Annotated in this window: 15 protein-coding genes; all 15 read right to left on the bottom strand. The window is 61.0% G+C overall.

The genetic code is table 11. The features are described from left to right. Positions 1 to 9: 9 nt before the first annotated feature. On the bottom strand, positions 10 to 708 hold the full coding sequence (locus ACTNFK_RS06545) for a hypothetical protein (RefSeq protein ID WP_435935818.1): 699 nt from the start codon (positions 706 to 708) through the stop codon (positions 10 to 12). Next, positions 708 to 1,850, bottom strand: coding sequence for a Gp37-like protein (locus tag ACTNFK_RS06550; RefSeq protein ID WP_435935817.1), 1,143 nt, complete (start codon positions 1,848 to 1,850; stop codon positions 708 to 710). Before ACTNFK_RS06550 ends, ACTNFK_RS06545 begins: the two co-directional genes overlap by 1 nt. Continuing rightward, complete coding sequence (locus ACTNFK_RS06555) at positions 1,850 to 4,381, bottom strand: hypothetical protein (protein WP_435935816.1); 2,532 nt, start codon at positions 4,379 to 4,381, stop codon at positions 1,850 to 1,852. Before ACTNFK_RS06555 ends, ACTNFK_RS06550 begins: the two co-directional genes overlap by 1 nt. Positions 4,382 to 4,457: 76 nt before the next feature. Beyond that, a complete protein-coding gene (locus tag ACTNFK_RS06560) occupies positions 4,458 to 7,622 on the bottom strand; it encodes a phage tail protein (protein ID WP_435935815.1) in 3,165 nt (1,054 codons plus the stop codon). Between the two features lie 8 nt (positions 7,623 to 7,630). Then, the gene (locus ACTNFK_RS06565; RefSeq protein WP_435935814.1) at positions 7,631 to 8,128 is read right to left on the bottom strand and encodes a hypothetical protein; all 498 of its coding nucleotides are present in this window, start codon (positions 8,126 to 8,128) and stop codon (positions 7,631 to 7,633) included. After that, positions 8,050 to 8,454 (bottom strand): hypothetical protein, encoded by a 405-nt coding sequence (locus tag ACTNFK_RS06570; RefSeq protein WP_435935813.1) that lies wholly within the window; start codon positions 8,452 to 8,454, stop codon positions 8,050 to 8,052. The genes ACTNFK_RS06565 and ACTNFK_RS06570 overlap by 79 nt, the downstream gene beginning before the upstream one ends. 117 nt (positions 8,455 to 8,571) lie before the next feature. Next, on the bottom strand, positions 8,572 to 9,339 hold the full coding sequence (locus ACTNFK_RS06575; protein WP_435935812.1) for a phage tail tube protein: 768 nt from the start codon (positions 9,337 to 9,339) through the stop codon (positions 8,572 to 8,574). A gap of 66 nt (positions 9,340 to 9,405) precedes the next feature. Then, positions 9,406 to 9,777, bottom strand: a complete 372-nt coding sequence (locus ACTNFK_RS06580) for a hypothetical protein (protein ID WP_435935811.1) — start codon at positions 9,775 to 9,777, stop codon at positions 9,406 to 9,408. Positions 9,778 to 9,823: 46 nt separating this feature from the next. Beyond that, on the bottom strand, positions 9,824 to 10,138 hold the full coding sequence (locus tag ACTNFK_RS06585) for a hypothetical protein (protein ID WP_435935810.1): 315 nt from the start codon (positions 10,136 to 10,138) through the stop codon (positions 9,824 to 9,826). A gap of 22 nt (positions 10,139 to 10,160) precedes the next feature. Then, on the bottom strand, positions 10,161 to 10,547 hold the full coding sequence (locus ACTNFK_RS06590) for a hypothetical protein (protein ID WP_435935809.1): 387 nt from the start codon (positions 10,545 to 10,547) through the stop codon (positions 10,161 to 10,163). After that, positions 10,547 to 10,942 carry a Gp19/Gp15/Gp42 family protein gene (locus ACTNFK_RS06595; protein ID WP_445117143.1) on the bottom strand — a complete coding sequence of 132 codons (396 nt, stop codon included), beginning with the start codon at positions 10,940 to 10,942 and terminating at the stop codon, positions 10,547 to 10,549. Before ACTNFK_RS06595 ends, ACTNFK_RS06590 begins: the two co-directional genes overlap by 1 nt. 3 nt (positions 10,943 to 10,945) lie before the next feature. Next, positions 10,946 to 11,398, bottom strand: a complete 453-nt coding sequence (locus ACTNFK_RS06600; RefSeq protein WP_435935807.1) for an SAP domain-containing protein — start codon at positions 11,396 to 11,398, stop codon at positions 10,946 to 10,948. Positions 11,399 to 11,470: 72 nt separating this feature from the next. Further along, a complete protein-coding gene (locus ACTNFK_RS06605; RefSeq protein WP_435935806.1) occupies positions 11,471 to 12,493 on the bottom strand; it encodes a major capsid protein in 1,023 nt (340 codons plus the stop codon). Positions 12,494 to 12,508: 15 nt separating this feature from the next. Then, positions 12,509 to 12,952 carry a hypothetical protein gene (locus ACTNFK_RS06610; protein WP_435935805.1) on the bottom strand — a complete coding sequence of 148 codons (444 nt, stop codon included), beginning with the start codon at positions 12,950 to 12,952 and terminating at the stop codon, positions 12,509 to 12,511. 18 nt (positions 12,953 to 12,970) lie between these two features. Next, the gene (locus ACTNFK_RS06615; protein ID WP_435935804.1) at positions 12,971 to 13,657 is read right to left on the bottom strand and encodes a hypothetical protein; all 687 of its coding nucleotides are present in this window, start codon (positions 13,655 to 13,657) and stop codon (positions 12,971 to 12,973) included.

Below are 13,657 nucleotides of genomic sequence, written 5' to 3' on the forward strand. Positions count from 1 at the left end.
AAGGACTCCTTAGAAAGTTAGGGGGATCGCAATGAAATTGAACCGGCACATGCCAGCCGAGGCGCGCGTATAGCCGACTGCGACGGTGGTCTTGTTTGGTTCAAGGATCATGGTCGATAGTTCAAGTTGTGCAGGGTTCGCCGGAACGTCACCATTCGAGAGGATGATTGCCCGGGGGTACGGGGTGGGCTTCAGCCAAGTGTTTACCGCCCAGAGCCAGCCCCCACCAGAAGGGAGGATGTGCACTACCGAGGTAGTTTCGATCTTCCGCTCCACCACGCGATTCGCTACCTGTGTGGCACTGATTGTCACCGCGCCTGGCGGCACGGTTACAGCGCCACGCAGCACCTCCCAGACGCCACCAGGGTCACGCTCGAGCGCGGGCTCCACAGGCGACGCAGACGGCACACCAGGTTTCACTTTCAGCTGCACCACAGGTGTAGCCGCAGGATCCAACCGCAACACCACCGAATCGATGCGTGTATTCCCGGAAGTGTTCGGCTCGATCGCCAGGGTTTCGATCGCCGAAGACGTAAAGAAAACGCCATCAACTGTTGAGCTCCCGGCCCGCACCTTCACATGCCTGCCAGTGGAATCAGCAAACACCTCAAGCCCCGTTGTAACCTCCGCCGCGTAGGAGCGGGCATACGCCCGAAACTCCGGCAGCGTCACCGCACGCCCCGGAACCGGGTAAGCGTCTTGCGCCATCACACACCTCTTTCTAGCCGCGACAAGCGCGACCCAAGTTGAGACTGTCGCCGCAAAAGCGCGGACACCACAGCCGAATCATCTTCACCAATCGGGTCACCCACCGTGCCACCAGATAGAACACCATCTGACACCACTACCGGGAGCGTCTCGAGCGGCAACACCATCACGTCGTCGCCGTCGACCACCGACACCAGGTCACCCGGGCGCACAGCCTCGAGAGCAAGATCGTCGGAAGGAATCGCCGAGGAAGACGCAACCGCCATACCATCAGCAATGGCATCCAAACCGGCCTGATCGAGTTCAGTCAGGTCAGTGGTCTGCCGCTGGTCAATGACCGTCGTGCGACGCCCGTAGATGGCCTCCGCAGCAACAGATGCCGGTGTGGTGACTTCCCGCGCAATGCGTGCCGTACCCTCGCCACCACCCAAGACAATCGCTCGAGTGACTTTCGGTGCCTCAAGCCCATACTCGAACCTGGACAGACCGCCCAGGTCGATATCGAACTGGATCTCAGTCGACCTGTCCGCGGGTGTCCATGTCACGAACTTCAGTTCGTCGCCGTCCTGCACCACGTCGAAGCACATTCCGGTGCCTGCGATCTTCTGGCACAGTTCAAGGAGGTTCTGAAACCGGGGGGCTTCGGTGCGGGTGATACCGCGGGCGAGGTCGGGGCCGAGCGTCACGCGCGGCCGGAGCGAGGCAGGGCCGATGTTCGCGCCCACGTACGCGTGTAGCAAGGTTTCGGTCACGCCCGTGCGAGTGTCATTGGCCCTGGTGGTTTGCGCGGTCGCCACCCTTGACGGGTCAGGGAACGCAGTCTCATGCGCCAGCACCGACAGATCAGTCACCCCGGTGAACGTCCACAACCCTTCCGGGTTCGCAGCCGACACCACACGCCGCCGCAGTTCACATGGGCCAGAGAAGGTGCGCTCGCCAATCTGCGCCACAATCCCTGACCCCTCCTGCTTGAGCCACCATGCCGCCTCGTGGTCACCCGAAGGCAGCGCCCCGGGAACCTGCAACTGCCACGTGCCGATCGCGTTCCTCGCGGCGACGAACTGCGCCCCACCCAAATCATGTTCGGACAGCACAGCCCGCCGCACCAGGTCCTTGTCGCGCACCTCAACAACAACATCCATCAGTAGACAACCTCCTTGAGTGGTTGGAAGCTGCCAGTGATCGAAGAACCACCCATGAGCTCGGTGACGAACCTCACCGCGGTGGACTCGTCAGCAACCCCCGTCCACCCGCACCAGACGCTCTCGCCGTCAAAGTATGCGGTTGAGAGGGGCGTCAACGTCAGGATCGGTTTGCTCACGTGCCCCTGATCGCCGAGGAACGCAACACCCGCCTCGATACGGTTACACCCGTCAGGGATCTCCGCGCCCGCAATGGTCAGATCGGTGGAGTAGACCACTTCGCGCAGGCTGTCGTCGACGTAGAAGAAGATGAACGAGTGTTGCCCGTCACCAGACCCCTCGAAACCGACAGACACGTGCGACCCCGTGGGTGGGACATTCCACACGACAGCGCGGGGCGAACCAAGCGCCCCAATCGAAACGCGAACAGGCTCAACGAAGTGTGGAGTTTCAGTGTCCCATTCACGGCCAGTCAGGAACCTCGGAGCGTAATGCATGCCCCACCATGTGAACACTGCACCATCGTCAGAAATGAACCCAGGATTCTTTGAGTCCATCAGTCGATCAACAGTACGTCCCCCGATCGCGTCCAGGCTAACCAATGTTGGGGTGAGCGAAAGCTCAATATATGAGCCCCAGCCCTCATCCTCGATAGGGGCCGCTATACCGTCAGCTGGACTACCCAACGTGAATACCTGCCCGTCAGAGCACAGTCCCACAAGCGCAGATCCGTCACATCCGCGCAACTCCACAACGGAACGCCCGGAGAGCGCCCCGCCCGACAGTGCAGTGGGTGGCAACGTAACAAAGTTCACCCCGTCGAACCAGGATCCCCAACGGATTACCTGCCCAGACTCCGTTCGCGCGGCGACCGCATTATCCGGTGCACCATAGAGCCCAAGCCGACCAGGGCGCACGACCTCTCGAACAAGGGAGCCGCTCAGCGCCCCAGCCGACGCAAGGATCGGGGTGGCGCTGTTTGTTGTCGTGCCGTCCCCGAGCACACCGAGCTGATTGTTTCCGAAGGAAACCAGCGTGCCGTCAGAAGCCCACAAAAACGTGGCAGCAGAAGGCGAGTACGGCCACCCCATCGGAAGCACGAACGCACCAACAATGGTCTTGCCTGCCAGCACACCGGTGTTATCCAACATCGCGGGGAGTGGCCTATTCGTGGTGCCCGTCACTCCAAGTGCGCCGGAACTTCCCAATCCCCAGGTGTGCACACGCCCATCGGCTGTGACCGCAACCGCGTTATCGTGCCCAGACGACACGTCCACAACGACTCGCCCGTCCAAAGACCCCAAGATGCGTTGCGGGATCGCGTGCGCCGCAGTGGTGGCCTGCCCATGAACCCACGTCCCGAGACCCCAGGACCACAGTTCACCATCATCGGTCACCGCAAACGCGCCGATGACGCCACCGAAAGGGACAATCTTCTTGATTGACTTTCCGGCCAGTCCGCCACCAAAGGTGTGGGGAACGAGTGCAGCATGATCGTCAACATCTCCTGCTCCTGCACCAGAAATGAAGTCGTCGCCGAACCCGTTCAGCTTGTAATGGGTCCCACCATAGAACAACTCCCCGGAGGTGGTCTCAACCCAGGTTGAGTCACTGTTGCCCCACACATTAGCGATCGATTGTTGATCTGAAACGAATGCCGCCCGCCCATAATCAGCAGTGACTGGTTCGTGCTCCCAAACCCCACCCGCCGGGAACTCAACGCCCGACAAATCCGTATGGAACCTCGGGTTTATCGCATGGTTCTCTGCCTCGACCACGGAAGTCGCTGCGCGTACCCCAGCCTCGGCACCCTCCATTGAGAGTTCCACCAGACTGTCACCCTTCGGTAGTTTCGGGAACTTCGGGGCAGGCCCCACCAGGTCATACCGTGACGCGCCAGTCTGATCCGTTACCGCCGGCACACCAGGCTTCGACGCATCCACAAAAATGCGTTCCCCCGCAGCGAGCGGACCAAGGATCGTAAACCCGCGCCCCCGAATACGGATCACCGTGTCCCCAGACGCAGGACCCGAAACCACCCAAGACACCGGAGAATCAGCAACACCTGGATTTGTGAGCACCATGTCCGCGATGATTTCCGCACCAGATACGGGCAACACAGCCACGTCGTCCAGGAACGGGATCGCCACGTCAGCGACCATCCGCGCCTCGAACGATTCAGGGCGACGACGCGACCAGTAGGGTTGCGGGGCCTCGCAGACGATCGTGTACCTGGCCAGATCCAGCCAGTGCTCACTGAAAGCGCCCTCGAGTCCCGACTTGTAGACGAACGAGAGTTCCCACTCGTCTCCGTCGGGGTAACTCACCACCCATTTTGGGGAGGTGCGCAGCATCTCAACGAGCCGCTCGACCGAGTAGCCAACATACTCACCAGAATCGGCAAGAACTGCAAGCTTTACAGCGAGAGTGCGGGTGCCGATCCGGGTGCCAGTGTGAATCGAACCCACACCAGCACCCGCGCGGAGACGCTGAACGGTTGGGATAGCACCAAACCCAGTCGACCCGAACATGTGAACGAACTCATCCTTCGACGAGATCCCCAAGGGGATACGGGTTGTCCCAGATTCAAGCCACAGCTTCCACGGTTCACGCAAGACCAAGCACCGCCTTCAATGTTGGGGCTGCAGCGAAGAGTTCATCCTCCGCGGCGAGCCCGGGGTTTGCGTACTGATTCCAATTGAGGTTGAGCACCGACGGAGTGACCTCACCCGCGCCCGAACCAGATACCGCGGACGCAGCCGAGAACCCCACAGATGCGGAAGCGATTCGGACGCGATCGCGCTTCCCGACCATGCCCTCGATGGCTGCGTTAGCCATGCGCTCTGACGATCGGCGAATATCTGGAATCGAGTCGTCCTGGCCCATTACGAAACCAGCACCGAACATCCGGCCAATCTGGTCTCTCGCTACTCGGGAAGGGGAGTTGATGTCGAGCTCGGCTTTGGCTGCAGCAGATGCAGCAGCTGCCATCCGCGCTGCGGCGGCGGCCGCCGTATTGATCTCGGATCTGATGCCAGCAGCGAAGCCCTGTCCGAACTGGGCGCCGACCTTGTCCATGCCGACGGCTCCGGCCTTGAGCTTGTCGCCCGCGTCCTTTGCCATCTTGTCGGACGATGCACCCACCCCGGGGATGCCCTTATCGATGCCGCCCCTCATCTTCTCGCTGAAATCGTCACCAGCTTTCTTGGCGTTATCGACGAGCGTTTGAAGCTTCGGCTCAGACCTGGAAATCAGGCCATCGATTTTCTCGGTGACCCAAGTGAAGTCAGTAGCTTCCGCAACCCCACGTAGCGCATTCCCTGCAGACTCAGCTGCTCCCGCGAAGTCACCCTGAATCAGTTTCAGCATCGAGTCGGAAACGTCCGCAACGGCTTGAAGAATGATTGTGATGTAGCTCAAGAAGATCGAGAAAACTGTCAGCACGCTATCGATAGCGATCGAAAGGACCCCAAAGCCCTCTGCGATCATTTCCCAGTTGAGTGCGGCCAGCTGGACGATCACTCCAACAAATTCCATAAGCGCCGGAAGATGAGGGGCGATGACCTCGAGCATCTGCAGCAGGACACGCGCCATTGAATCGATCATCGTTACGAGGTCTGGCAGTATCGGGATCAACTCTTCGATGAACGAGTTGACGATCGGGACCAGCGCCGGCAGTAGCGGGATTAGCGCCTCGGTGATGCCAATGAATGCTTCCGCGAGCGCGACAGCTAGCTCTTCAATGTCAATCGAGGTGATGAAGTCTTCCAACACCGGCGCGATCGTTTCGATTGCCGTCGCGAGACCCTCGGCGAGAATCACGATTACCGGCTCGATTGCTCGCAGCAGCGAAGAAAAGACGGGCGCAAGTGCCGACAGAACCCGGGAGAGTAGCGGCCCGAAAACGGCTGCGAGCTCCCCAATGAAGCCCATCAGAACGCCGAATGCGTCGGCGATCGGGCCCATTGCCGGGGCAAGCGCCGAAAGGCCATCTGCGAGGCCGCCAATGAGCTCGTCTAGCCCCTTGGTGATCTCCGGGCGGTTGAAAGCCTTTGAGAGGTCGCCGATGAACTTCCCGAGCGCCTGCCCGCCCTCGCCGATGAAGTTTCCGATTGGGTCGCGCAGCCCGTGGAGCATCTCTCCGAATTCCTGCAGCCCGCCCGAGAGGCCAGCCATTGCAGTGTTTGCGCCAGTGAAAAACGCAATGAGCGTCTCCTGCCATTTCTGGCCCTGCACGGCTGCTTCCCAAGCGAGAAGCATGTCGGCCCAACCCCGGAGGCCCTCGTTGCCGCCAGCTTCCGCAGCCTTCCAGATTCCCTGAAAAATGCCTGTGGTTGCTGCGAGGACATCCCACAAGGCGTAGAAGGAATCGATGGACTCTTCGATCCAGCCGTCGAGTCTTCCGTCCGTAGCCACAGCGGAAAGCCAGTTGTCGAACTCAATCGAGAGGTCAACGAACCATTGGGCGAGACGTGGCATGTATCGCGCTGCGACCAAACCAAGGTTGGTAATCGCGCCACCGAATGCGTCTGTTCCCGTGGCGAGGATGTCCCACGCCTCGGCGAGACCGTCGAACATCTTCTCGAGCCGGCCGTTGGCAAAGTGTTTCTGGAATGACCGCGCAAGATCAGCGGTGAAACGGCCCATCGACCTTGAGGTTCGGTCGAAGCTTCGCTCAAGCTGAGGCATGACCGAGTTGGAAAACTCGATGATGGCGTCACGAGCTTCACCCCAGAACGCCTTTCGGATTATTGCCCCGAGGTTGTTGTATGAATCACCTAGTGATGCGAGCTCTTCTTTCGAGTATTTGAGTGCAACAAACAGGCCAGCACCGGACATGACAGCACCGGCCAGGAGACCGGGCAGTACGAGCAGGGAGGGCAGCATCGCCGCGAAACCGTCACCGATACCGACGATGCCGGCGATCGTGTCGAACACGGCACCGAAGCCTGTCGCGGCTGCGGTTAGACCCAGTGTGAGCGCCGGGAGTTTCTTGTCCAGGTTCCCCACCCATGACAAGAAGTTGTCGAGCATGTCGTAGCTCATGCGCGCGCCAGACAGCGCCGCGAGCGCAGTCCCGGCGGCGGTGAGGGCCGTCTTGGAGACCACCGGTATGATCTCGACGATGCGTGGCCGAGTTAGCCAGCTGAGACGCGATGAAGCCCACGCCGTGTTCGGGTTCGCCTCAATTATGACTCGTCGATTCTTCGCCGCTTCATCCATCTCGTCGGCGATCTCGTCGATCCTGTGGAGCGTTGTCCGGTACGCTTCCTCGCTGATTAGAGGGTCGGAGAGTTTCTCTTTGAGGTGTTTGAATTCAGCCTCGATCTGCTCAAGATGGCGGAGGAAACCGGTATCGATATCTTCGCCACGCATGACGTTCGCGAGCTTCTCCACAGCCCCACGCATCTGCTCTTCCACACGACGAAGAGTTGCCTTGTCGAACAGGCTGAGGTTGCGAAGATTCACCTTCACGCCATCGCCCGCCTTGTCGGCAGCCTCAGTCACTGCGTCCTTCATGGACTTGGAGAGTTCGGCACGGTCGACTCGGGCCGAAACCTTGACGTTGAGGTTTTCGATGCCGGCGAGTTGAGCCTGGATGGCTCGCTGCAGGGCCCCCCGGTCGACCTTTGCCCGATCCACGTTCACGCTGAAATGCGTTGTCTTCTGGATTCGACGCAGCTGCTTCAGGAGGTCGCTACGGAATTCGTTGGTCAGGGGGACGGCCCGAATTCCTACGTTTCCGACTACGCGCTCTGCTGGGGTACCCATATCGACTCCTACTGCTGGCGGTTAATTTCGCCCATGAACTTCCCGACGTTGAAGTCGGCGATGGTGGGTGCGAACGTGTCCTGCTCGCCATTCGCTCGGCCGGGCCGGGGGTACATCTGATCCGGGGTTAGGGGCTTCTTCCCAAAGGCGGACACGATTGCCGATATTTGGTCGAAGCTGTCGGCCGCGAGCTCGGCAGCGATGTCCCACCCGATGCTTCGAAGGTCACCCCCGAAACGGATCATCCTGACTCTCGAAGCCGGAATGAGGGTCAGGTGCTCCACGAGAACGAGTACGCGCCGAACGGGGACCTTGCCCGACCACACATCGGTGAGGCCGATGTTGTAGAACTGGGCAAGGTCCGCCGTCAGCGACCCCGGGAAATCGGGATGATGGTCGTACTCGTCGATTAGGTCGTAGAGCGCGTCTATTCCCCCACTGCCGCCAGGTAGCGGTTCAGGAGCGCGACGAACACGTTGATGTCTTGGGAGTGCTTCTGCGCCCACTCCGCGTACTCGGCTGGATCCGTGGCGATCGACTCGGCGAATTCGTCGATGTCGGCCAGGATCTCGAGCATTTCCGTTTGGGAATGGTACGAGTCCTCGTCGGATGCGGCCGCGAAATCCTCAAGGAGTTCTTTTCGGCCAGGCTTGAGGATGATGCCAATGAGGCGGTTGCGGTGACGCAAACGAAGCGCGTATGGGGCGCGGAGCTCCGGCATCCCGGCGAGCACGTCGACCACTTCGAGTTCAGATTCGTGTGCGTCGATTGCCTTGCTTGCTCCGGGCGCCTTCATCTTGAGGGATGGTGCCTTGGTGTCTTTCTCGGCCATGTGCGGACCTTTCTGTGAGACGCGGACCTATGAGTGAGGGGGTGCCCCCGGCGCAGGTCCGCACGAACGCCGGGGGCGGTTGAATGAGGCGGCTAGGGCCGCCCCGGGTTGGGGGTGTTAGGCGACGCGCACCCAGGTGACAGTGCCGTCGGTGACCGTCAGGCCAACCGATTCCGGCGCTGTCGGGGCCGTGCCACCGGACTCGCCAGCTACCGTCGCGCGGAGAATCGCGCCACCGCCTAGTGAGACAAGCGCATCGACCTCGTACTCGGTGGTTGCCGCCCATGCGGTCGCAGTGGGCGCGATGAGACCCGACTTGAAGACCTCCATGAGACCCGGCGTGCCATCCACTGCGGGAAGCACGTCAGTGGCAGCCGCGAGGATTGATGCGGAGAGGGGCAGCTCGAGGAAGTTCTCGGTGTCGATGCTGATCGCATCGCCAAGCGAGATCGAGTTGTTCGGGATGTAGAAGCCGAGCTTGCCGCTGCTGTCCTGCAGGAGAACAAACAGTGCGGTTTCGGTGGGGATCGCGCCGGCCGGGATGACGTACCCGCCCTTGACGTAGTCCCAGTCACCATTGAAGGCGAGATCGAGGGTATTGCCGTCGATCTGCAGCGCCTGCACGTTCAACGACCACGCCACCGACGAACGGAAGACGCGAACCGAGTCTGCGAGGAACGAATCGAGAGCGGTTGCTTCGCCGCCTTCGCGCGCGAACGAAATGGTGTTCTGCTTGGACGTGTGACCGAGGTTGTCCCAACCAGATGGCGCAGTGCCACTGAGCGAGAAGAGACTCAGAGGGTTCGCAGGGCAGGGGGTGTTGACGGGTGCCGTGAATACTGCGCCCTTGCCGGGAATGATGAGGCCGCCAGCGTTTACTGTCATTGGAGTGCTCCTTTTGGGGATAAAAAAAGCCCGCATCGGCGGGCTTAGTCGGGGTGTGAGTTGGCGCTACGAGAAGTCTCGAAGCATTAGCGCGAACTGGCCGTTGAACTGCATGACGCTTTTGCTGTTGACGATCGCGGCATTGGTGAAGTCGAAAACGATGGTGTCCGTGACGGACTCGATCGCGACTTTGTTGATGGTGTCGATGCCACCCTCCGGGTGGTCCCACGCGTGAATAGCCGCGTAGAGGTCGGAGAGAAGCGTCTCGTAGTCGTCTGGCTCGACTAGGAGAGAGATAGCGAGGGTTCCTTGCCACAGTCCGTAGTCGAACTGGCCGCCGTTGATGAAGGTCCACGAGCAGAGCGGAACATCGGCGTAGGAGTCTGCGCCAAGATCTGCGATGACGCTCATGTTGCTGGGCACTGCGTCCTCGAGCATTGCGCTAAGGATCCGGTGAAAAGGTGGAAAGGTCGGCTTCAATGGCTCACCTCCTGAACGACTGAAGTGTGCGGGTAACGATCAGCTGTGGTGGGCGACCGTCGGTGCCCCACTCGATTTGGACGGACGCGTCATCCGATGCGTAGATGATTCGATCCGTAATCTGCCGGCCGCGCCCGGAAAGGCCGCGAGCACGCTTCACCTTGATCGAGTTCACATAGGTGCCAGAAGATGCCCTCGGGGTCGCGGTCGCAATCATTCGGCGACGAACCTGATCTGCGAAATGATCCATCTCGCGGCTCTTGCCAACCATGATCGCAACCGGCATGTGGACGAGCTTGTCGACATTCACGTCAGCCATTGACGGCACCTCCTGGGTGAGCTCACGGTGTAGGTGCCGGAGGTTCGGGTATCACTGGCGGAGGCACGTCACGAAGCCACTTGATCGTGATGACCCAGTGCTCTGTGCGCGGTGACCCGTCCATGTGCTGTGGGTCTCCAACTGTCTCGAACTCTCCACCGTTGAAATAGACGAGCGAGTTCACGTCGCCCGGCCAGTCTCGAGCAAACACCCGACGCATCGAAAGTTGACTCAGCCCGTAGGCGTAGTTCTCTTCTGCGGTCGCCCACTCGCGCACTGACTGCACACTGCAACGCTTGATAACGATCGGGTCGCCTTCGTTCACGTAATTCACGAACGTGTTTTTTCGACCCACCGTGCGCCTCTGCACGATCACCTCGTGGTGACCGCGACCTCTGATCGACGCCATCAGTTAACCCTGTGATCGCTGATCGTTGCCGTCCCGATGAACTGGAACGACTCGCCGACGAGATCAAGCAAGTTCTCGCTTGTGAACATCAGATACCCAGAAGCAACTGACGCACGCAAGCCGTACGAGTAGTTTCCTTGCTGCTCAGTGGTGTACCCATCAGGGTTTCTCACCACGCGCAACACAGCCTCGGCGACCGTGTCGATGTAGAGGTCCTCATCTATGGCGCCCGAGGCGAGGCGGGCCGCGATCCGTGACCCGTACCGGGACTTGAGCTTTCCGATCGTGTGTCTGATCTTTGCCTCAACGTAGCTCTGGCTTCCTAGTTCCTCTGCATCACCCTCGTAGTGGGCAGTGACATCGTCGTAGATGACAGGTGGAAGGATCACGGGCATGGTTTACCCCCGGTTGGAGTCGATGAGTGCTGCGAGTTCGTCTGCGCTTGCTTCTGGCTCGTGGGCGAGACCAAGCTCTGATGCGATCTCGCGCAACTGTTCTACGGTCAACGTCCAGAGGTCCTGAACTGTGCCGTCTCCCGGCTCCGTTTCTGCCGTCTCCCGGTCGTGCTCCGCGAGACGCTGCCGAAGCTCGGCAACTTTGCCCTCAGCCGGCAGACCGCGCTCGGTGAGCATTGCTCTCGCGTCCTTAGCCGAGGTCTTCGCGTACGGCTCAAGGTAGTCGACCTCTGGGGCTTCTTCGAGATGCTGGGGCGCTGCGGCGGGCGGCTCGCGGTCGAGGATGTCCGGGTTGGTGATCTTGTCGATCGCCCACTCGGGAATCTCGTCACCAGCAACGAGGGTGATGACGTTCATTTCGGGGTCGAACAGGTTTACGGTGGCGCGGACCTTCATGGTATGGCTCCTTGCGAGATTGTGAAGTGTGTGGTGGGGGTGGCTCAATGCCACCCCCACGTTGTGCCTCGGCTAAGCGAGCACCTTGAGTGACGCGGTTGCGTCCGGGTTCTGCACGACCGGCAGTCCGAGGCCGGACACGAGCACGTCGTACCCTTCCGGGTCATGCTGCGCGAGAGCGCCCGAGAACAGGCCTGCAGCGCCGCCGATGCCGTTCTCGGTGGAGAGCGACTCTGCGGTGACACCGATCACGGTGTTTCCGAGGGGGCCAGTGCCCGTCGCGGTCGCAATCGCGGTAGCGGCGCCCGAAGGCAGGAACAGAACCTTCTTCGGGTCGAACAATGCACGCTCGGTGCCGTTCTGGTCGATCAGGCGCTCGTTGTTCGAGACGACGTTCCCGAACCCGAACGATCCGAGAACGCTCAGAACGTCTGCGTGCGAGACCCGGCTCGGGAGGTCCGATCCGCGCTGCACCACGAACTTGATGATCTCGGTGTTCGTTGTCAGGTGGGTCATGACCGCGCTTGGCACAACCAGCGCGCCCGGCTCCGAGCCGTACACTGCACGCAGCGCCTCGAGGTCAGTGATCGCGGAAGCGGAGGCGCTGCTCCAGTTCGCGACCGCGTTCGCAGTGAGGCCTGCCTTGCGGCCGAAGTTCACCTCGAATGCGAGACCACGCTCGGCGATGGTTACCTTGCCGGTCTCGATACCCTCGGCCGCGGCGAGAACCATACGCGTCGCGATCTCGACGGCGATGAGGCGCGCGTATTCCTCGAACTTGTCGCCGATGTCGCCACCGGTGAGCTGCAGCTGCGCGTACTCGTCGACGTGGAGTCGGCGAGAGATCGGGGGGAGCTTGCCCTGACGGGATTCTCCGGCTCCGATCGAGCTCACATCCGACTCGGTGTTAAACGAGCGGAAGCGGGCCGCGCGGGGCAGAAGTGACGAACCTACGTTGAAGTCGTAGGTGAGGGTGCGCTCTTCCTTGATGGGAAGGTAGGCCGCGGCGATCGAGGCACCGTAAACGGCGTCGAATGCGGCCTGAGCGATTCCGGTCAGCTGGACCGGGGTGCGGTGATCCTTGGTGAATGCCATGTTGGAGCCCTCCTATTAGGCGTAGACGAAAGCGCCGGTGGTGGGCGCGGCTGAGATGGCGGCGCGCTGTGCAGCGACCGGAAGGTACGAGGTTTCGACGACACCGTGAACGAGGAGCGCAAACGCGGCCTTCGTGGAAGCGGCTACGCCCGCGCGACGGTAGATCGCGACACCCGAGTCGTCGTTGATGAAACCGGCGACTGTTGGGTGTGGCGTGGTCCCGGGATCGCTTGATGCGACCCACGGCTCGTACATCTTGCTGGTGCCGTTGTAGGTCAGCGCAACACCCGAAGGGATCACACTGTCGGTGCGGCCGCCGATGTTGAAGTGGGTGCCCGAGGTGAACTTGGACAGGTCGAGTGTGCCGGGGCGAGCCGCGTCCTGGCCGTGGCTCGACGCGCGCCAGCGGGTATCGATCGGTACGCCGACCTGGGTGGTGTCAATGCTGAAATCAGTCATGATTTGTAGCCTCCTGAACTACTTGGTGGTGGACTGGTAGCGGGCCGCTTCGGCTGCTTTGTAGTCCTGAACGGATCCGCCTTGGCCCGGAACTGGCTTCTGCGAGTTCTTGAGCACATCACCGAAAGTGAATGGCGGGGTCTTCTGCGACGTGCCGTCGCCTTCGGGTGGGCCGGCAAGCTTGTCAGCGAGCTTCTTTACCCGATCTGTATCTAGCCGCCCGTCTTCGGTCTTGAACTTGTCGAGCGTGATCGTGTCGAGCACGTCGTCGAGGTCCTCGTCCGAGAGATTGGGGCGGTAAGCCTGTATTTGAGCGCGAACGGCGTCCTGCAAGATCAGGTTCACGCCTTCGACGCGACCTTCCTCGCGAGCCGCGTTCACTGCCGCCTCGTCGAGTACCACGGGCGGTTCTTCCGCCGGCGGCTGAGGATCGGTCTTCTTGGCGTTTTCTGCGTCGAGGTGTGCCTGCCATTTGGCGGCAGCCGTTTCCTTCGCTTCCCAGTCGACGGGACGCTTCTCGCCCTCGTGCTTTCGGGACTGGTGACGCCAGTAGGCGACCTGCTCGGGGAGCTCCATGCTCTTCCAAGGCGTGTTCGCAGGGAAGCCAAGGTCGCCATCTTGCGCCGGGGGAGTATCGGCACCACCGTCTTCGGGGTCCGTGACTCGGAACAGCGCGAACGGAGGGTGCCACTTCTTGATGAACAT

This window comes from Leucobacter fengyongliangi, from assembly GCF_052386045.1.